We start from the raw sequence: 20,335 nt of genomic DNA on the forward strand, positions 1-20,335 counted from the left end.
CTGAGAGAACCGGCTGGTGCGCAAAAGCCGACGAATGGATGGTTACGCGGTCAGGCATAACCGTTATATTCGGAATAATTTATAGGCGAGAAAATGAAACGTGTTGTTCTAAGAAGCATACGTTTGATCGCGAACATAGAAAGGACAGAGAAGTATGGATCATCATAGAACGCCGTTGTTTACGGCTCTTCGGCAGCACGCCGCAAGCGACCCGCTGCAATTTCATATACCGGGACATAAAAAGGGGAGAGGGGCGGATCCGGAATTTCGGGCGTTCGTGGGTGATAATGCGTTGTCGATTGACTTGATCAATATCGTTCCGCTAGACGATCTCCATCAGCCGGGCGGCGTTATACAGGAGGCCGAGCAATTGGCGGCAGATGCCTTCGGAGCGGATTATACGTTATTCTCCGTACAAGGAACGACGGGCGCAATTATGACGATGATTATGTCCGTGTGTTCGCCTGGAGACAAAATCATCCTTCCCCGCAACGCGCATAAATCCATTCTATCCGCCGTTATCTTTGCAGGGGCGATTCCGGTCTGGGTGTATCCGATGAAGGATGAACGGCTCGGGATCGAGCATGGCGTCACGCTGGAATCCATGCAGAATGCGATTCGAATGAACCCGGATGTAAAGGCCGTGCTTCTCATTAATCCCACTTATTACGGGACTAGCATTAATTTGCGTCAAATGGTCGAGTTTATTCACGGCTGCGGGATTCCGGTTCTGGTTGATGAAGCGCACGGGACGCTGCTTCATTATCATGATCAACTGCCGATGTCGGCGATGCAGGCGGGTGCGGACATGGCGGCAACCAGTGTCCATAAGCTTGGAGGATCGATGACGCAAAGCTCGATATTGAATGTGAAAAGCAGTCTTGTCGACATCCAGCGAATACGTACGATCATGAGCATGCTCACAACGACCTCAACCTCGTATCTGCTCCTAGCTTCACTGGATGCCGCCAGAAGGCAGTTGGCGCTGCACGGGCAAGCTTTGGCAGAACAAACGATACGCCTGGCCCGGGATGCCCGTCGTCAAATTAACGGAATACCCGGCCTCTACTGCTATGGCGATGAAATCTGTAAGCAGGAAGGCGTCTATCATTACGACCCGACCAAGCTTTGCATACATCTCGAGCAGCTGCCTCTGACCGGTTTTGCTGCTGAAGCGTGGCTGCGGGAAATCTACAACATTGAAGTGGAACTTAGCGATTTGACGAATTTATTATGCTTGATCACGCTGGGTGACACGGAGCATGAAGTGAACCGGCTGATTCAGGCGCTGCGGCATATGTCGGAAGAGTTCCTTCCTGGCGAACAGCACGCTGATCGCGTTACCGCAGCGCCGGTGCCGGAAGCATCAAGCTTCCTGCTGCCGCCAAGAGAAGCCTTCTATGCGCCTTTTGAACGTATCGAGCTGCAGCAATCCTGCGGACGCGTATGCGCGGAGTTCATTTATGTATACCCGCCTGGAATCCCGATCTTGATGCCCGGACAGATTATATCTTCCGAAAGCATCGACTATATTATGCGTCATGTTGAAGAAGGGCTTCCGGTTAAAGGACCTGAGGATGCTGCATTGAGAAGGATTAAGGTCGTCAAGAACGTTCACGAAGATACACAGCCGCTATACCAAGATATCTAACAGACGGTGTGCGGTAATCCAATATTCATTGAACTCATCGAACTCTTCAGTACAATCTGAAGAGTTTTTATATTTCGAGTTATACCAATTTTGTTGCGAAATGTTGAACATGGCTGGTTATATGTTGAGGTAAACGGCTGGTGACACCTTCATCGTTCTCTTATAAAGTGAGGAAGGTTCAAGAACGAATGGAAGTCGACAGGAGCTGAGAACTTTGAAATTATCCAAAGCTTACAAGCGGTTGGCGCTCGTTGCGATGCCAATCGTCCTGCTGCTTATGACCGGATGCACGAATAATATCATCGTGCTCGATCCCAAGGGGCCGATCGCCGAGCAGCAGAGAGATTTGATGGTGATCTCAACCATACTGGGAAGCATCGTCGTTGTACCTGTTCTGATCATGACGGCGGTGATCATATGGCGTTATCGCGACCGGGAAGGCAGGAAAGCGGCCTATACGCCGCGATGGGAACACAGCACGAAGCTGGAGATCATCTGGTGGGGCATCCCAATTATCATTATTTTGGCTCTGGGGGTCATTACGGTAAAGGGTACTTACGCTCTGGAGCCATCCAAGCCATTGGAATCGGAGCAGAAGGAGATAACCGTGCAGGTGACTTCTCTGAACTGGAAATGGCTGTTCCAGTATCCGGAACAAGGGATCGCGACAATTAATGAGCTGAAGATTCCAAACGGTGTGCCTGTCAGGTTTGAAATTACAGCGGATTCACCGATGAATTCCTTCTGGATTCCGCAGCTTGGCGGACAGATGTATGCAATGTCGGGCATGGCCATGACACTTTATTTGCAAGCGGATGAGGAAGGGGAATATTGGGGCTCCGGCGCCAACTTCACGGGCAGACATTTCGCAGATATGTACTTCGACGTGGAATCGATGTCGCAAGAAGAGTTCGATCAATGGGTCGATGAGATTAAAGCGACCTCGCCTGCTCTGACATTGGACGGGTACAAGAAGCTGGTAGAACCATCGACATCGCAAGTACTGGCCTTCTCATCTTTCCCGGATCAGCTATTCGAGATGACGGTCACCAAATATGCGACGTCCCATAACCACGGTTTGTCTACCGGAAAGCAAGATAAGCCTCAGGGACAACAAGAAGAAGAAGAAGAACCATCGATGGATCATATGGGTCATTAAGAGGTAAGGGGGAATTGCTCATGTGGGAGAAAGTGCAGAACTTTGCTTCCGAATTTTTTGTTACGGGCGATCCGTTAATTTATGGAGCGGATGTCAGTATCGCAGTGACGCTCATAGCGGTCATTACCGTATTAACGTATTTCAAGAAATGGAAGTGGCTCTGGAGTGAATGGCTAACGACCGTCGATCATAAGAAGATCGGGATCATGTATATCATATCCGCCTTCTTGATGCTGTTCCGCGGTGGCGTAGATGCGCTGTTAATGCGGACTCAGTTGGCCGTGCCGGAGATGAGCTTCTTAACGCCGGATCATTATAACCAAATCTTTACCACGCACGGCGTGATCATGATCTTGTTCATGGCGATGCCGTTCATGTTCGGTTTGTTTAACGTAATCGTTCCGCTGCAGCTCGGAGCAAGGGATGTCGCGTTCCCGTTCTTGAACTCGCTTAGCTTCTGGCTGTTCTTCTCCGGGGCGATGCTGTTCAACATCTCCTTCGTTATCGGAGGTTCGCCTGATGCGGGGTGGCTTGCTTATCCGCCTTACTCGGAGCTCATGTATAATCCGGGCGTGGGACAAGATTTCTACATCTGGGGTATTCAAATATCCGGAATCGGCAGCTTGATGACCGGGATCAATTTTATCGTCACAATTCTGAAAATGCGCGCACCCGGCATGAAGCTGATGAAGATGCCGATGTTCTCGTGGTCGGTGCTGTCGAGCTGTATCGCGATCATCTTCTCATTCCCGATTCTGACGGCAACGCTTGCGCTGCTGTTCCTGGACCGTTATGCCGGCGCGCACTTCTTCACGCTGGATGGCGGCGGCAATCCGATGATGTACATCAACCTGATCTGGATGTGGGGGCACCCCGAGGTGTATATTATCGTCCTGCCGGCCTTCGGTATATTCTCCGAGATCGTTGCGACCTTCTCGAAGAAGAAGCTGTTCGGGTATAAATCGATGGTATATGCCATGATGATTATCAGTATCTTGTCCTTCCTTGTATGGGCGCATCACTTCTTCACGATGGGATCGGGGGCCGACGTTAACGCCTTCTTCGCCTTGACGACGATGCTGATCGCGATTCCGACCGGCGTCAAGGTGTTCAACTGGCTGTTTACGATGTTCCGGGGCAAGATAACGTTCGAATCGCCGATGTTGTGGACGATCGGATTCATTCCTTGCTTCATTGTCGGCGGCTTGACTGGCGTACTTCTGTCCGTAGCGCCGGCAGACTTTCAATTTCATAACAGCTACTTCCTTGTCGCCCACTTCCACCAAGTTATTATTGGCGGCGTCGTATTCGGTTACTTCGCTGGTCTATATTACTGGTGGCCGAAGCTATTCGGCTTCAAGCTGAACGAGCGTATCGGCAAATGGGCGTTCTGGTTCTGGAACATTGGATTCTATCTCTGCTTCATGCCGCAATACGTACTTGGTCTGATGGGTATGACGCGCCGAGTCGTCTCTTACGGATGGGATAAGGGATGGTATGAAATGAATCTCGTTTCCACCATTGGCGCCGTTCTGATGGGGATTGCGTTCCTGTTCCAAGTATGGCAGATCGCCCATGGGGTGAAGCATCGCAACGCCAATTTGGATACGACAGGCGATCCATGGAACGGAAGAACGCTGGAATGGTCGATACCTTCGCCGGCGCCGCATTATAATTTTGCCGTGCTGCCGCAAGTAACCGACCAGGACGATTGGTGGGAGCGGAAGCTGCGGAAACAAGAAGGGCATGCGACGCCTGCGCCAGCGAAGCTGGAGCCGATTCATATGCCGAAAAATTCGGGCATCCCGATTATTATGTCGGCCTGCTGGTTTGTCGCCGGCTTCGGATTCGTGTTCCACTGGACACCGTTTATTATCGCGGGACTTGCAGGAGTAGCAATTAGCATGCTGGTGCATTCATTTAACTATAAGACTGATTACTATATTCCGGTTGACGAAATCGTACGTACGGAAGCGAAGAAAGGCAGGGTGACGGGCTAATGGCACATACCAAAGCATCCGGACCGGCACATCAAGCCGATTTGCATTCGGAGCAGCATGACCATCATGATCTGGAAGAAATGCGCACCTTAGGTTTTTGGATTTACCTGATGACCGACGTTATTATATTCGGCACATTCTTTGCGACGTTTATTGTTCTTCAGGGCAGTACGGCGGACGGGCCGCTGCCTGCGGATCTGTTTGATATCAATGGAATTATCGTTTCAACCTTCATATTGCTTACCAGCAGCTTTACATGCGGCTTGGCGCTGCTCGCGATGAACAAAGGCAGACTGAAGGCACTCATCGGCTGGCTTGCAGTGACTGCCTTGTTGGGAGCGACCTTCATTGGACTCGAAATCAACGAGTTTGTTCATCTGATTCACGAAGGTGCCAATATTGGAACAAGCGCATATTGGTCGGCATTCTTTACGCTGGTCGGTACACATGGCTTGCACGTGCTTATTGGACTGGTATGGATGATCGGGCTGATGATTCAATTAGCGAAGCGGGGAATTACGCCGGTCACGAAACGTAAAGTGAACATTGTAAGCTTGTTCTGGCATTTCCTCGATGTCGTCTGGATCTTTGTTTTCACGATTGTTTATTTAATGGGGGTGAGTTAGATGGCACATACGGATTCGACGCATTCGCATGAAGAATCGCATGGCTCGCTCAAATCGTATACGATCGGCTTCTTGTGTTCAATCGTGCTGACCGTTATTCCGATCCTGATCATCAAGAACGAATGGCTGGAGGGAACGGCAAGCGGAGTTGCGCTGATGATCGCCGCCGTCCTGCAGTTTATCGTGCAATTGCTCTTCTTCATGCATCTGCGCGAAGAGAAGAAGCCGCGATATAATCTGATATCTCTTATCTTTGGATTAATCATTCTGCTTGTTATCGTGGCCGGTTCGATGTGGATCATGATGTACAACATGGTGGCCCACTAAGTATATAGGAAAAAGAACAACCGCGGAGTATGATACTCCGCGGTTGTTCTCATATATATATAACTTCGTACCGAGCGCAGCTCCCGGTTCGCGATGCTGCGCTACATGATGGCGGTGGGTAAGCTGCTAAAGAGCAGGCTTTTCACCAATTAACTCACGCAGCGCTTCCGCAAATTTTGCGATTCCGGGACCTATTTCCTCGGCTTTCGCCCGGGCATAGGTAAATCGAATGTAACCGGAATCCGAGCCGTAGACGCTCCCGGGAACGAACACAACGCCTCTGCGAATGGCCTCCTCCAGCAGCTTGCCGTCATGCACCTCGGGGATTAGCTTGCACCATAGATGCAATCCGCCTTGAGGGATGGAGAACGTGACCAGATCCGGGAGCTCCTTCTGCAGCGCTTCGATCAGCAGGTCCCGCTTGAATTGGAGCTGCATGCGCAGCCGTTCCAGGTGAGGAACGAAGTGATTCGAATTTAAGAACTGCGCGGCCACCTGCTGAGGAATAACGCTAAGTCCGAAGTCCATCTGCTGTCTGGCATCCGCAAGTCTCTCCACAATGGAATTCGGAGCGACCATCCATCCGATCCGCATGCCGGAAGCGGCGATCTTGGAGAAAGAGCCGATATATAGGATGGAGCCGATCATGTCCATCGATTTCAGCGGAGAGGGCGGTACCCCGTCATAAGCGGTCAGGCTGAATGGATCATCCTCCACGATGGGCAGCCTCAATTCGCTGGCTAAGTCGAGCAGCTGCTTGCGACGCTCGGCATCGAACACCATACCTGTTGGATTCTGAAAATTCGGGTTCATAAACACCATCTTAATGCGATGCTTCTTATATAAGGCGCGAATGTCTTCCGGCCGGATCCCCGAGCTGTCAACCGGAAGCCGGAACAACCGGAGACCGGCCGATTGAAACATGGGCAGCGAATAGCAATAAGAAGGATCTTCAATCGCAACGGCATCGCCCGGAGACAATAAGCATTGGGTGATCAAATATAATGACTGCTGAGAACCGGATGTGATCAGAATCGACGATTCGGTCGTATGGATGCCGCGATGCCGCTCAAGATACGAGACCAACGCTTGTCTAAGCGGTACGTAGCCTTGCGGATTGTCGTAGCCCAAATAGGACGTATATTTATGCTCGCTCATTAGCTTGGTGATCTCATCATTGGGAGCCAAGTCGGCCGACAGCTCTCCGCTTGCGAAATCAATTAAGGAAGGATGCTGATGCAGCGCTTCCCGAATTCTTCGCATAAAGGGCGGGTTCGGCAGGAAGCTGCCGCCTTCGGCATACCGGCTCCAGTTCGGCGTGTGCTTGGGCGTAGCTCCCCATTTGGTTTTGCTTACGCGGGTTCCGCTGCCCGTACGGCTTTCAATAATGCCCATCGAACGTAGCTCTGCGAATGCCAAAATGACGGTGCTCCGGTTTACCCCCAATTGATCGGCTAACTTCCTTTCGGATGGAAGCAGGCTGCCGGGCGGATATTCGCCGTACGATATTCGCTGCTCCAGGTGGTCGGCGATTTGTTGATAGAGAGGCTTCTTGCTTTGACGATCAGGTATCCACATCTTATCACTTCCCTTGATATGCAAATAAAACAATTCTGTGATTTTTATCATACCACTGATTTTCAGAAATAGACGCACGTTATTCATCCTAACCGTGACAAATGTTTATCCATTCATTGAACATGGATGGTACGCAGCGAATGCCAAGTGGATGGTAAGTGGATGGTTGAATTCAACCGGGTTTGGATGGTTTATTTTTGAATGCATTCTTTTATCATAGTGATTAAGTCGGAATTGATATTTGGAAGTGAGCGCGATGACAAGTACGGAGCATAGCCGGAGTAATCATTGTCAACGAGCAAATAAGTTTATGGGGGTGGAGGAATGAAGAAGCGGGAAGTGAAAGTGGCTGTCGTACAGTCTGCACCTATTCTGTTCGATAAGCAATCCGCCATGGACAAGATTGACAGCATGTCACGGGAAGCGGCTGGACAAGGGGCCGAGTTGATTGTTTTTCCTGAAGTGTTCCTGCCAGGATATCCGCGGGGGCTGAGCTTCGGCGCACGTGTCGGAAGCCGTACGGCTGACGGTAGAAGGGATTGGGAACGCTATTGGGAAAGCGCCATTAACATACCTGGCGACGAAACCGTTATATTTGGCGAGCTGGCCAAAGAACTCGGGATCTATCTCGTTATCGGAGTGGTAGAGCGCGATCAGGAATTCAGTACGGGGACTTTATTCAATTCGATGGTGTACATCGGGCCGGACGGGAACCTGCTGGGCAAGCACCGCAAGCTTGTGCCTACAGGTTCGGAACGCCTCTTATGGGGACAAGGAGACGGCAGCACGCTTACCGTAATCGATACGCCGCTGGGCAGGATCGGCGGTTTGATCTGTTGGGAGAATTATATGCCGCTGGCTCGAACCGCCATGTATGCGCAAGGCATTGACATCTATATTGCTCCGACTGCAGATGCCCGCGATACGTGGCAGTCCACGATCCGTCACATCGGTTGCGAAGGGCGCTGCTATGTGATTTCTTGCAATCAGTATGCAACCAAGGACTCCTATCCTGCTGATTTGGCCTGTTATGACGACATCAAGGAGGATGCCGATATTCTAAGCAGAGGCGGTAGCGCCATTGTAGGTCCGCTTGGCGACTATGTCGTTGAACCGCTCTATAATGAAGAAGGCATTCTGATCGCGACGCTCGATCTCGCCCAGGTCGTACAGAGCCGATTTGACTTTGATGCGGTTGGCCATTACAGCCGTCCGGACGTCTTTCAACTGGTCGTTAACGATCAGAAGCAAGACATCGTTCGTAGAAAGTCATGATACGCACAACATGATCGCCTAACATAAATGTAAACGTCGAAGAACAACTTGCTGATTGAACACTACACTTCCTTTCGAGGAAGTGTTTTATTGGAAGAAGCTGCAATGAGGATGTCAAAGATCATGCCCCCTTAATCTGGGAATATGAAGAGATGATGCATGTCTGGCCCATATTCCCCGTGCCTGAGTCTGAAGAGGGTATCAGTCGAATACAAAAAATGATTGTCTTGGATAAACACCACATTGAAATGCTCTGTTATGCAGGGAGAGTAAAACCCGGCTACACAGGCATCAAAATCATCAAGAAACGACCAACCAACTTAATGTCGAATTGATCGCTTCTTGATTAAATTTTTAGTTGGTTTTTGGGCTCAAAACCGAAATCAGTGCTTGACGAAACAAAAGGAAAATGAAGCTACAAGCGAAAGCATACTCGCATGAAGAATATGCGGACACCAGAGACCTTATTTGCTTCGATTCTCTGCTTTTTGCAGTACTTGCGGACATGGAGGACCTTATTTGGCTTCAACTGTCAGGTGTAGGGTCCGTTTCACCTCTATAACGGATTCTGTGTCCATTAGAATCCAGTTTGGACTTTAATCATTGTAAATAGCGGCTTCTAGGTCCGTTGGGGTCAAGCCTGAACCCGTCAAGCACTGATTTTGAAGGTTGAGCCGATTTTTGTACGGATAAATTAACGAACTCCACTGAAAAGTCCAGCCATCGTGAAAGGGGCATTTTGGTCGATTAAGAATGCAACAAGAGTTGCAGTTTCAGTCACCTGAAACGGAGGCAGCTGGGAATTCGAATCCGTTATTGCATCACCTTTGATAAGGCTATGCTCACCTACTTGAACTGCTCCTTCCATAATATAAACCCAAGGAGTCAGGCCCTGCAATGAAGGCACTTCAATAGTGTCACCAGATTGTGGATGAGCATCGTATATATAAATTTGTTGGTAAATGGTTAAAGGGGCGTTACTTTCTTCGGGCCCTCCAATCAATTTCCATTCACTGTTTCTAAAGTCTAGAGGTCGATCGTAAAATTGTACGCGTGGGGGAAGATCTTTTTCTCTAGGACGAATGAATATCTGAAGCATTTCAACTTTTTTTTCGGGAACCGCTTCTTCGTGATAAAAACTGCTACCCGCGTTCATCATCATCAAACGATTAGGTGAAATTACTACTTCTTGTCCCGTTGAATCCCTGTGTACCATTTCGCCTTTCCACATATAGCTCAATATTTCATCATTACGATGCAAGTGCATAGAAACCAAAGCCCCAACCCCTAAATTGGCATGATCAATTCTGCTGAGGGATCCAAAAGCAGAATCATCGAGGGGCTTATGATGAATTTGACCTGGTCTAATCATACGAAGCTTAAACGTACCACCGCCCATAATAGGTGTATTTGAAGATTTTAAAATTTGTATCATACAGGTTCACATCCCATTCTGATTTGATACCATACTATATATTGATTTTTTGATGATCTATATATACGAGCACCTTTATTTCATATCTTTATTTTATAGTTGTGCAGGTCCATGAGAACACTGTACTCAGGGAAGTGCTCAGCATAAGTTTGAGCGAGAGCTTGACCAGTAGGCAAAGACCAGTCACGCTGCAGTTCGGCAGAAAGCGAAACCCAAGTCGTGAGCTTTACACCCGCTTGGCTCATTCTGAGCATAGCGGCCTGTTCAATAAGAGCGTTCCAAGTACCGGAAGCATCAAGAACGCCGTAAACATCATAACCGTCAGCCGTAGCGGCAATAGCTGGAAAAGTAAGACAGACGTCAGTTGAGATCCCCGCCATAAGCACGGTCAAAAAATTTATGAGATTGAGACATTGTAAGATACCTCCTATAGTTTTGTTAGTTGCTTTATTTATCTTACGACGTTTATTATGAATCAAGTAAGACAAAATAAAAAGTAGGTACATTTAATAATCCAGGTAAACGATATGTTACCGTAAACTTGAGAGGTATATAATGACTTCTGATGTAGATACAAAATTTTGTGAAGCAATGATTGCCTTAGACGTAATAGTTGGTAAGTGGAAACCGATTATTTTACATCAATTAATTCAAAAAGGAACGCAAAGATTCAGTAACTTTCAAAAATTAATTCCTGATATTAATAAACGCACTCTGTCTATAAAACTTCATGAGTTAGAAGAGCAAGAGCTTGTAGAAAAGGCAATTTATGCGGAAGTCCCACCTAGGGTGGAATATTCAATTACCGAATATGGACGTACATTAGAATCTATACTTCAAGATATGCATAATTGGGGGGAGTCCCACTTAGTATACTTAATTCAGAATAACGTTAGTTCCGATCTACCTGATTCTTATACAAAATGGTGCAGTGCTCTAACGGCTGTAGAAACAATTGTAGGAAAATGGAAACCTGTTATTTTATTCTATCTATTAAAGCTAGGAACCAAACGATTTGGTGAAATACAAAAGCTCATACCAAATATTTCAAAGAGAATACTTACTCTTCATTTGCGCGAGCTTGAAGAAATGGGTGTTATCGGGCGTACGGTGTATGAAGTCGTACCTCCGAAAGTGGAATACTTTATCACTGATTACGGACGAACATTGGAGCCAATTTTAGAAAAAATGCACGATTGGGGGGAGAAGCATCGAAACCATAGGATCCAAGTGCGAAAGTAATCGTTACGGTTGGTTCTCAGGTCAAGCTTGATTTTTGCAAAAAGATAGGGCGGATGTTGCTGCCTGAATAGCATCGCAGCAGAAGACAGATGGGTTGTGATCGGCAACTATTTACTTCACATTACGAAGAGTTATCTTTATCACTTTAACATTTGATGGTTCATCGTCATGGAGCTTTGACCTTTATACATCCCAATACAGTAATAACTGCAAAAACACCTCCAAGATTATGTCCATATCAACGATATGGTCAACCTGTCTTGAAGGTGATTTTTGTTTATGTTGGTAAGTCCTTGAAATTAAAACTTATTTGGAGTTATGCAGGTCCATGAGAACACTGTACTCATGGAAGTGTTCAGCATAGGTTTGAGCAAGAGCTTGACCAGTAGGTAAAGACCAGTCACGCTGCAGTTCGGCAGAAAGCGAAACCCAAGTCGTGAGTTTAACACCCGCTTGGCTCATTCTGAGCATAGCGGCCTGTTCAATAAGAGCGTTCCAAGTACCGGAAGCATCAAGAACGCCGTAAACATCATAACCGTCAGCTGTAGCGGCAATAGCTGGAAAAGTAAGACAGACGTCAGTTGAGATCCCCGCCATAATCAGGGTAGTACGTCCAGTTTTCTTTACCGCATTAACAAAGTTTTCGTCATCCCATGCATTGATCAGAACACGATCAATCACTTGAACATCAGGGAACATATCAACGAGATCCTGCATCAAAGGGCCATTGGGTCCATCGGCATTGCTTGTAGTCAGAATAACAGGAATATTGTAGGCTTTAGCTAATTTGGCAAGCGCAAGTGTGTTGTTTTTCACGGCAGCACGATTCATGGATTCTCCGAGAGTAGAAATAAGACCAATTTGGTGATCAATCAGCAAAATAGCTGCATTATCAATAGAAGCACGGTCAAAAAATTTATGAGATTGAGACATTGTAAGATACCTCCTATAATTTTGTTAGTTGCTTTATTTATCTTACAGCCTGATTATGTACCAAGTTAAAAAAAATTAAAAGTAGGCACATTTCATTACCCAGGTTTATTTTATGTTACCTAATGTGGAGTTGGAATCATGGTTTAGCCGCTCTGCAAGCATAATTACTGTAGAAAATACAACAAAACCCGTATCATCAGCGTTATTGCCTGTCCATTGTAGTATGATATACATGATTACGACTGATCCATATTCTTCCATTCAACAAATCTGATCAAGTAAGGCAGCCCAGCTCGGTAATCTGGAGTGAAAAAATCATAATAGATCGAAAGAAGGTCAGACATGAGACGAATAAATGTTGTTTATTCATTGATCACCGACGAGACAAAATCGAAAGTCCTTATGGTTAAAAATGTAGGTCGCGATAGTTGGTCTCTTCCGGGAGGGGCCGTTGAGGAGATGGAAACGCTAGAGGAAGCGGCGATTAGAGAAGCCAAGGAAGAAACGGGATATGATATACGCGTTTATGGTATTGTCGCTCTCAACGAAGCAAAACTGAGGAAATACGAGGCGCATGCTCTATTCATTACATTCCGCGGTGAGATTGTTGGCGGAAGCCCCGAGATCACGAGACCTGAGGAGATCGGCGAGATCCAGTGGATCGAAATCGAACAGGCTGACAAGTTAATGCCCTATTATCAAGAAGGATTAAGCGAACTCGTAACGAAAAATACGGAAATTACCTACTTTGATGAAGGAATTGTATGATCGCTCGGTCATATCACAGTGTAGGGGGGGCTGATGGAATACAAGTATCCGGTTCAAAAGCCGCTAGCAATCATAAGAATGACAAGCGATTGGATAGCGGAAGCTAGTATGCTCCTTGCCTTACATATTGAGGGCGATCATTATAGCGAAGATTTGTTCGAAAAATGCAACCAGGCTTTGGAACGCTTAATCGGATTCGACTCGGCTGAACTATATTTGGTGAAGAATGCGGATGCCTGCATCGGATTTGTATTGATTAATTGGGGATTTTCAACAACGACAGGCTGGCCTATACTAAGAATTCAGGATCTTTTTATTTTGCAGTCGAGTAGAAGAGAGGGTGCCGGTACACTATTATTAGAACATTGTATCCATTTGGTAAAATTACAGGGTGCGAATCGCATCCAGCTGGATACGAATGTCATGAACACCGCGGCGAGGAGCTTTTACGAACAAGCCGGTTTCGAATGTTTCCCAGAGAAACTGATTTATATGAAGTTCATCCATGAAACCTGACAACAGGAGGCTATTATGACAGAAAGAATGAGAATCTCGACCGGATCGCCATGGGAACCCGTCGTGGGGTATTGCAGAGCGGTAAGGGTCGGTAACATCGTCGAAGTTGCAGGGACTACCGCAATGAAGGATGGGCAAGTAGTCGGTCATGGAGACGCTTATCTGCAAACCAAGCAGATCCTTTTAACCATCGAGGATGCACTTAAGCAGGTCGGAGCAAAGATGGAACATGTCGTCAGGACCCGAATGTTTGTAACGGACATTTCCAAGTGGGAAGAGATCGGAAAGGCGCATGGAGAAGTGTTTAAGGATATCCGGCCTGCCGCTACGATGGTAGAAGTGAAGGCATTGATTGACCCGGAATTACTGGTCGAAATCGAAGTGCAAGCCATCATTTGAGCCGGTTTATGCTCATGATGTTCATGATTACTCAAATTTACTATCCGAGGAGATCAAGTGTTGAATATTCTTCGAGAAGAACAGGATATTGCATGGCTGCCGCTGCCGAATACGATGCAATTCGTACTGTCGGATCGGATGCCGGAACAACAATCCATAACGAGTGCCTTTGTTCTTGCCTTCCAAGGGGATGAAATGATATTAACCGATCTGCATAGCCGAGGATGGGACATTCCAGGCGGACATGTAGAAGAAGGGGAATCGCCGGCTGAAGCTGCCCGGAGGGAATTATATGAGGAGACAGGTGCCATTGTAGATTCCGTCGAGCTGCTAGGTTATGTACGGATCAGACTGCTTGGCGAACGGCCTCTGAACTATAAGTATCCTTATCCGGACAGCTGCATGGTGTTTTATTGGGCAAGAATTAGCCAGCTCGATGATATTGAGAGTAATGACGAGATCAGGAGCAGAGGGCTGCACAACCCGGAACAGGCACGTACGATACCGTGGATTCAAGATAACTACGATTTTTATGAGGCTGCCTTAAGCAAGGTAATAAACAGAAAGTCGGAATAAGAGTGGCCCATTAAGACAGATCGCCCAACTGGACGAAGGATCCCGCCGGCGCAAACTGCACTGCTGGGCCAGACCAGTCAACGGATTAATCTGATCGTCCGCCAATCTCATCCGGTGGCGAAGACAATCCAAAGTTTTTTTGAAAATTTGACCAAACTGAAGGAGCAGGACTATACATGTACATGACTGAAAAAGAAAAAGCAAAAAAAGGTTATTTATATGACAATAACAATGATAAACAATTGGTCGAGGAGCGTCTTCACGCTAAAGAGCTGTGCTATGACTATAACCACCTTCGTCCAAGTATGATAGCAGAGCGAGGAGAAGTCATTAGGAAGCTTTTTGCAAAAACGGGAGAAAACTTTTTGATTGAACAGCCTTTTGCATGCGATCAGGGATATAACATTGAGATTGGCGAGAATTTTTATTGTAATCATAATGCGGTAATGCTGGATGCAGCCAAAATTACCTTTGGAGATTATGTGTTTATCGCGCCAAACTGCGGATTCTATACCGCCGGTCATGCCTTCGATGTCGAACAGCGCAATCAAGGATTAGAAATTGCTTTTCCCATTACCGTAGGAAACAATGTATGGATTGGGGGAGGAGTGTCTGTATTACCAGGGGTTACTATCGGAGACAATACGATTATCGGAGCCGGTAGCGTCGTTACTAAAGATATACCATCAGGGGTAATTGCAGCTGGGAATCCGTGCCGGGTCATTCGTGAAATTACGGAAGCGGATAAGGATCGATACCCGCGGTATAGTTCGAAATAAGAGCTATACGTGGCATATAATAAATATGCTGGAGCCTCTTTAGTCCATCTAGTATTCCATAGCATCGCTTGTAATACGGGATCAACGTCCCAACCAGCCTCGAACAGTTAAGTGACAGTTATTCAAGCTAGAGAGATCTTATTTATTGAACACTGGACTATGCTTGATGGAGACGATAGTGCAATTGACTACTGGCTATCGATACAACTGCTGCCGGAACACTTTGCAGCAATCACAATGAGAAGTGGTCAGAAGTTATGGCCCGAATTGAGTGCAGCCGCCAATGAAGGCGGCTTTTTTTACTTTAACGCTTAACGATATTTGTACGTGTCTAAGGTCAAGGACAAGAACATATATCGTTTGCCGAAGCAGACTAGAACCTAAATGTGGGACATATAATGACCAACAGGGACTGAAACTGTCCCTGAACAAAGGAGGATTTCACATGAACTATCCCGAAATCGTCTTACCTCGCCTCAGGTATCAATATTGTCCAAAGTGCCGTACAGAACTAATTAAAAAGGTAATTAACGATGATAATATTGAACGTGTATGCTGTCCCTCATGCAACTGGGTACACTTTCCTGCAAACGCAATGGGAGTAGTAATCTTGATCACTACAGAAAATGGTATTGTTTCAATTTTACCTCCAAATGCACCAAAAGAATATCCTGCCGCTCTTCCAGGAGGCCATGGAGAATATGGCGAGTCTCCAGAAGAGGCAGCTATTCGAGAAGCATTTGAGGAAACAGGATTTAATGTTGAGATTACTCATTTCCTTGGATGGGAATTTAAGAAGAATATGAGTTACCCAGGTCCAATGATTAATTTTTATTTTGAAGCAAAAGCAATCGCTGGAGGTATAAGAGATAGTGAGGAAGGTCGAGTGAAAATTTTTGCTCTCGAAGAATTCCCCCCTATATCACCACAACGTGGCGGCAGTAAAAAAACAATGGAATTATATTTAGAAAGAATAAAGAATTAAGAATATTGAAACTTAATTCTATTTGATGGGAACGATAGCTCAATAAGAACAGAAGGATCCGCCTTGGCTGATCCTTTTTAAGTCCTCCGACGACCAATACAAAACCTTGATACATAAGACTGAATCCGATTATTGTACATCACACCCACTGCGTATGGATGGGGCATGGTTTCCTCCCATAATCCAATATTCTCTCAAAAAAACCAGAATGTAACCGCTAAATAAGAGAGCATCTGTTCTTCCTTTCGTTGTTGTTTGTGATAACTTACGAGAGTATAGGAGGAGCAGATGTTTTTTGTTACGTCTCTTAGCTCTTAACAGTATAATAATGGTAGTTATGTATGTGGAAGGTGGTAGATGTATGACGTTGAACGTTCTCCAACCCTTGTTCAATGAGATGATAGAAGAGATTACATTACTTGATCCTGGCTATTCCGGGCATGCCAGCGACGTATGGTCGGTGAAAACGGCGTCGCAAGAGGTTATCGTACGTTCGTCAAGGCTGCGGGATGAGCCCAATCGTGAATTTTGGTGGGGCTGTAAATTCTTATTTGGGATTGATCCGAGACAAAAGCTCTACTTTCAAGAGAATGCTAAGCTTCTGAACAGGATCTCCGACATCCCCGTCCCTAACATTATCGCCCATCATATCCTGGAGGACAGGGAGTTTCTCATCGTAGAGAAGATGAAAGGAACGGTACTTCAATCTTTCACGAACCAACCTGCAGAGCTCCTGTATCATTACGGGAGATGGCTGGCTAAGGTGCACGCGAATACATACGGCTTCTATGGAAATCTTGCCAATACCCGGTCAGAGAGCAAGGGGGAGTTTCATTACGCATTAGCACAAGCCATGAGGCTGTTGGTGCAGCGGGATTATCAGCAGGATAGCCCAATCAAAGATCGATTGGAGCCAATCCTGGAGGAATTAAGGGGACTTCCTGTTCCTCCATCCTTCAGCCCAATCTTAGTGGATATGGACCCTTCGCAATTTCTGGCCGATAACGGTAAGCTATCCGCTATCGTGGACATTGAAGCGTATGTAGTGGCTCCTCGGGAATTGGATTTTGTTGGACTTGAGTACATTTTAGATCACGAATCGTCAAAATCTTTTGTCAGCGGCTACACGACGATTCTTGACCTGCCGGAATTATCGAGTCACAGGAGGGTATACCGATATCTTTACCGGCTGCTTGGCGTTCAAGGATCGGTATCGTTAGATAAGTGGCTCGCGCAGCCGGAGCTGTTCTAATTCGTATACACATATTCCGCCGCGCAGATGCTGAACAGATGGGGGAGAATGATTTTATATGACGGAGAGGGGTGAATACGATGCAGCTTGATCACATGAAGGAAAAGCTGGATTCGTTCTTTGGCATCAATAGACTGGATAAAGACCCGGCATTCAGTCGATTTCTGCCCATGGTGTATGACCCCCTTCAATTTCGATGGCAGGACAAGTTCGAAGCGGATTTTAATCATCGATTCAATGGTCTGATGATAAGCGGCAGTCAAGAAGTCGAAACCATATATTTGGCTGTGTTTCCGACGGATGAAGTCATTAGGCAGTTTATTGAAGATGCCTCTGAAGGCGACTTGTTGTTCATGCATCATCCCATCCCCATGGAATGCGGCGATCCGCGGGGGAATTGGGGCAGGGGCTTCGTACCCATACCGACCGAATTAATAGATAGAGTAATCGAAAGGAAGCTCTCGGTTTATACCTGCCACGCGCCGCTTGATTATAATCGCGAAGTCGGCACAAGCGATGCAATCGCAGAAGCCTTGGAAGCTCAGATCATAGATGAGTTCTGCAAGTATGGGAATGGCTATGCCGGGTTAATCTGTAAGACTCGTTCAACAAGTACGAAGGAACTTATTGCCCGTCTGCTAGCGTTGTTTGAAATACCTTATGTGGATTTTGAGGGTAAAGAGCATGAGGAGATCAGCAGAATTGCAATCATTGCCGGATGCGGTGACGTCGTGTCCGATATGAAATATGCGGCGAGCCTGGGAGCTCAAGCCTATATTACGGGAGAAATTCATTGTCACATCGATAATGATTACGGCAGACAAAGGTATCGAGTGATGATGGACTATGTTCAGGAGACACCGATGTCGCTCATTGGGTTATCGCATGCTGCTTCAGAGTTTTTTGTCATGAAGACTCAAATGAAACGATGGTTGGAGAAAGAAGTAACGTCAAACATCAAGCTGTTAAGACAGCGTAAATGGTGGTTCTAAAACAATCATTCGTAAAGCTGTAAAATCTAATTATTTGAATCGACGGTTGTCATAGCTGCAAGTCAGTCAGGTCACGATAATGAATTCTCTCAAAAAACCTTTTTTTCCAAAAAGAGGGATTAAGGCGTACGGATGACGAACATATAAGGGTCGGATCATTCAGAACCGATAGATCACTTGCATTAGGAAAGAGAAGGAGGAAAAAGTCCAATGATTCATAACGTTAAACAAAATGCCGTTGTTGAATGGACGTTTCAATCCGAGAAGGATTACAATGATCCGTTCCATGATGTAAGATTCGAAGCGCTGGTGACGGGACCTGACGGTCAGGTGCGCAAGCTCCCCGGCTTCTGGGCGGGTGGAGGGAAGTGGAAGCTTCGTTATTCATCCCCCCTGATCGGCATGCATCAAATCAGGACAATATGTTCGGAGAACAATGATTCTGGCTTACATGGGCAGACCGGCAAAGTACAGATTGAACCTTATGAAGGAGATAATCCCCTCTATAAACATGGAGCCGTGCGAGCGTCGGAATGCCGCACATATCTGAAGCATGAAGACGGCACGCCGTTCTTCTGGCTTGCCGATACATGGTGGATGTCGCTCACCAAGCGGCTCCAATGGCCGGAGGATTTCCAGTGGCTGACCCGGGACCGTGCAGGAAAAGGCTTTACCGCGATTCAACTCGTAGCCGGATTATATCCGGATATGGCGCCATTCGACGAACGGGGGGCGGCTGAAGGCGGACAAGCTTGGGAAGCAGATTTCGCGCGAATCAATCCCGCCTTCTTCGATACGGCTGACCTGAAGATCGATTGGCTCGTTGAGTCAGGACTTATGCCATGCATAGTCGCCTGTTGGGGCTATTACTTGGATTTTGCCGGGAAGGACAATATCAAGAAGCATTGGGAATATCTTATTGCGAGATATGGCGCCTATCCGGTCGTATGGTGCATGGCCGGCGAAGCGACGATGCCGTTCTATCAATGGGATTCGTTCAACGACGCTGAGCTCAAGAAAGCCTATGTGGAACGTCTTCGTAAGGAATGGACGGATATCGCCGGTTACATTAGTGAGATCGATCCTTTCCGGAGAGCGCTTACGATTCATCCGACCGAATATGGACATGACATGGTAGAGGATGCTTCGGTGCTCGACCTGGATATGCTTCAGACAGGACATTCAGGTATCATTACCGTCGGCAGTACGGTACAGAAAATCCGGGAATCGGTTGCGCGGGAGCCGAGAATACCGGTCATCAACTCCGAGGTTTGTTATGAAGGCATCGGAGGGACGAGCTACCAAGAGGTACAGCGTATGCTGTTCTGGAACTGCATGCTGAATGGGGCATGCGGCCATACCTACGGGGCCAATGGAATATGGCAGGTCAATGACGAGAAGCAGCCGTATGGGGCTTCGCCTACCGGGATCGCATGGGGGCATACGTTCTGGAAGGAAGCGGCGCAGCTGGCGGGTTCCAGACAGGTGGGACTCGGGAAGAAGCTGCTGGAGAAATATCGCTGGTGGGAATTTCAGCCGCGCCCGGAATGGCTGAACCCTGTTCCAGAGGGTGCGGACGTCTATTCCAGAGTATACGCGGCGGGGATCGAAGGCGAAGTCAGAGTCATCTACGCGCCTATGCATTTGGCCTTCTCCGGTGTGACGGTTAGAGAATTAGAACAGGATATTCCATACCGGGCTTATGCGTATGATCCGGCAACAGGAGATGAGTACGACATGGGGCAAATTGTTCCGAATGAAGAAGGGGCTTGGTCGACGGGACGATTAAAGATATTCCAGGATTGGGTGCTGGTGATTGAAGCCATCGCTTAACTTCTTGAA

Annotated in this window: 20 protein-coding genes; 16 read left to right on the top strand and 4 right to left on the bottom strand. The window is 47.1% G+C overall.

Going from position 1 to position 20,335, the window contains the following annotated elements:
- The first annotated feature begins 154 nt into the window (after positions 1–154).
- The 5 genes from L1F29_RS15415 to cyoD all read left to right on the top strand — a co-directional run bounded on the left by L1F29_RS15415 (position 155) and on the right by cyoD (position 5,763).
- Entirely contained in the window at positions 155–1,651 is a 1,497-nt protein-coding gene (locus L1F29_RS15415) for an aminotransferase class I/II-fold pyridoxal phosphate-dependent enzyme (RefSeq protein ID WP_258389183.1), read from the top strand.
- A gap of 214 nt (positions 1,652–1,865) precedes the next feature.
- Positions 1,866–2,810, top strand: a complete 945-nt coding sequence (gene cyoA / locus L1F29_RS15420; RefSeq protein ID WP_258389184.1) for a ubiquinol oxidase subunit II — start codon at positions 1,866–1,868, stop codon at positions 2,808–2,810.
- Between the two features lie 20 nt (positions 2,811–2,830).
- Positions 2,831–4,810, top strand: a complete 1,980-nt coding sequence (locus L1F29_RS15425; protein WP_258389185.1) for a cbb3-type cytochrome c oxidase subunit I — start codon at positions 2,831–2,833, stop codon at positions 4,808–4,810.
- Positions 4,810–5,436: a cytochrome o ubiquinol oxidase subunit III gene (gene cyoC, locus L1F29_RS15430; RefSeq protein WP_258389186.1), complete on the top strand. Its 627-nt coding sequence runs from the start codon at positions 4,810–4,812 to the stop codon at positions 5,434–5,436. The genes L1F29_RS15425 and cyoC overlap by 1 nt, the downstream gene beginning before the upstream one ends.
- Entirely contained in the window at positions 5,437–5,763 is a 327-nt protein-coding gene (gene cyoD / locus L1F29_RS15435) for a cytochrome o ubiquinol oxidase subunit IV (protein ID WP_258389187.1), read from the top strand.
- A 126-nt stretch (positions 5,764–5,889) separates the two neighbouring features.
- On the opposite strand, the gene pdxR is transcribed toward cyoD, so the two are convergent.
- Positions 5,890–7,341, bottom strand: coding sequence for a MocR-like pyridoxine biosynthesis transcription factor PdxR (gene pdxR, locus L1F29_RS15440; protein ID WP_258389188.1), 1,452 nt, complete (start codon positions 7,339–7,341; stop codon positions 5,890–5,892).
- Between the two features lie 324 nt (positions 7,342–7,665).
- Here pdxR and L1F29_RS15445 point away from each other — a divergent pair, with 324 nt between their 5' ends.
- Positions 7,666–8,616, top strand: a complete 951-nt coding sequence (locus tag L1F29_RS15445; protein ID WP_258389189.1) for a carbon-nitrogen hydrolase family protein — start codon at positions 7,666–7,668, stop codon at positions 8,614–8,616.
- 694 nt (positions 8,617–9,310) lie between these two features.
- Here L1F29_RS15445 and L1F29_RS15450 read toward each other — a convergent pair.
- The gene (locus tag L1F29_RS15450) at positions 9,311–10,051 is read right to left on the bottom strand and encodes a pirin family protein (RefSeq protein WP_258389190.1); all 741 of its coding nucleotides are present in this window, start codon (positions 10,049–10,051) and stop codon (positions 9,311–9,313) included.
- An 80-nt stretch (positions 10,052–10,131) separates the two neighbouring features.
- Positions 10,132–10,557: an isochorismatase family protein gene (locus L1F29_RS15455; RefSeq protein WP_258389191.1), complete on the bottom strand. Its 426-nt coding sequence runs from the start codon at positions 10,555–10,557 to the stop codon at positions 10,132–10,134.
- Positions 10,558–10,606: 49 nt separating this feature from the next.
- Here L1F29_RS15455 and L1F29_RS34205 point away from each other — a divergent pair, with 49 nt between their 5' ends.
- A complete protein-coding gene (locus L1F29_RS34205) occupies positions 10,607–11,293 on the top strand; it encodes a winged helix-turn-helix transcriptional regulator (RefSeq protein ID WP_309252400.1) in 687 nt (228 codons plus the stop codon).
- Between the two features lie 306 nt (positions 11,294–11,599).
- Here L1F29_RS34205 and L1F29_RS15470 read toward each other — a convergent pair whose 3' ends face one another.
- The gene (locus tag L1F29_RS15470; protein ID WP_258389192.1) at positions 11,600–12,226 is read right to left on the bottom strand and encodes an isochorismatase family protein; all 627 of its coding nucleotides are present in this window, start codon (positions 12,224–12,226) and stop codon (positions 11,600–11,602) included.
- 342 nt (positions 12,227–12,568) lie between these two features.
- Between L1F29_RS15470 and L1F29_RS15475 the strand changes: the two genes are divergently transcribed.
- The 9 genes from L1F29_RS15475 (at position 12,569) to L1F29_RS15515 (ending at position 20,326) form a co-directional block, all read left to right on the top strand.
- The gene (locus tag L1F29_RS15475) at positions 12,569–12,994 is read left to right on the top strand and encodes an NUDIX hydrolase (RefSeq protein ID WP_258389193.1); all 426 of its coding nucleotides are present in this window, start codon (positions 12,569–12,571) and stop codon (positions 12,992–12,994) included.
- Positions 12,995–13,027: 33 nt separating this feature from the next.
- Complete coding sequence (locus L1F29_RS15480; RefSeq protein ID WP_258389194.1) at positions 13,028–13,510, top strand: GNAT family N-acetyltransferase; 483 nt, start codon at positions 13,028–13,030, stop codon at positions 13,508–13,510.
- A 15-nt stretch (positions 13,511–13,525) separates the two neighbouring features.
- On the top strand, positions 13,526–13,909 hold the full coding sequence (locus tag L1F29_RS15485; protein ID WP_258389195.1) for a RidA family protein: 384 nt from the start codon (positions 13,526–13,528) through the stop codon (positions 13,907–13,909).
- 60 nt (positions 13,910–13,969) lie between these two features.
- Positions 13,970–14,485, top strand: coding sequence for an NUDIX hydrolase (locus L1F29_RS15490; protein WP_258389196.1), 516 nt, complete (start codon positions 13,970–13,972; stop codon positions 14,483–14,485).
- 182 nt (positions 14,486–14,667) lie between these two features.
- Positions 14,668–15,264 (top strand): sugar O-acetyltransferase, encoded by a 597-nt coding sequence (locus L1F29_RS15495; protein ID WP_258389697.1) that lies wholly within the window; start codon positions 14,668–14,670, stop codon positions 15,262–15,264.
- 445 nt (positions 15,265–15,709) lie between these two features.
- Positions 15,710–16,249: an NUDIX hydrolase gene (locus L1F29_RS15500; protein ID WP_258389197.1), complete on the top strand. Its 540-nt coding sequence runs from the start codon at positions 15,710–15,712 to the stop codon at positions 16,247–16,249.
- Positions 16,250–16,610: 361 nt separating this feature from the next.
- Positions 16,611–17,501 carry a phosphotransferase gene (locus L1F29_RS15505; RefSeq protein WP_258389198.1) on the top strand — a complete coding sequence of 297 codons (891 nt, stop codon included), beginning with the start codon at positions 16,611–16,613 and terminating at the stop codon, positions 17,499–17,501.
- 80 nt (positions 17,502–17,581) lie between these two features.
- Entirely contained in the window at positions 17,582–18,493 is a 912-nt protein-coding gene (locus tag L1F29_RS15510; protein WP_373876511.1) for a Nif3-like dinuclear metal center hexameric protein, read from the top strand.
- 210 nt (positions 18,494–18,703) lie between these two features.
- Positions 18,704–20,326, top strand: coding sequence for a glycoside hydrolase family 140 protein (locus tag L1F29_RS15515; RefSeq protein WP_258389200.1), 1,623 nt, complete (start codon positions 18,704–18,706; stop codon positions 20,324–20,326).
- The last annotated feature ends 9 nt before the right edge of the window (positions 20,327–20,335 follow it).

This window comes from Paenibacillus spongiae (genome assembly GCF_024734895.1).
GTDB classification, from domain to species: domain Bacteria; phylum Bacillota; class Bacilli; order Paenibacillales; family Paenibacillaceae; genus Paenibacillus_Z; species Paenibacillus_Z spongiae.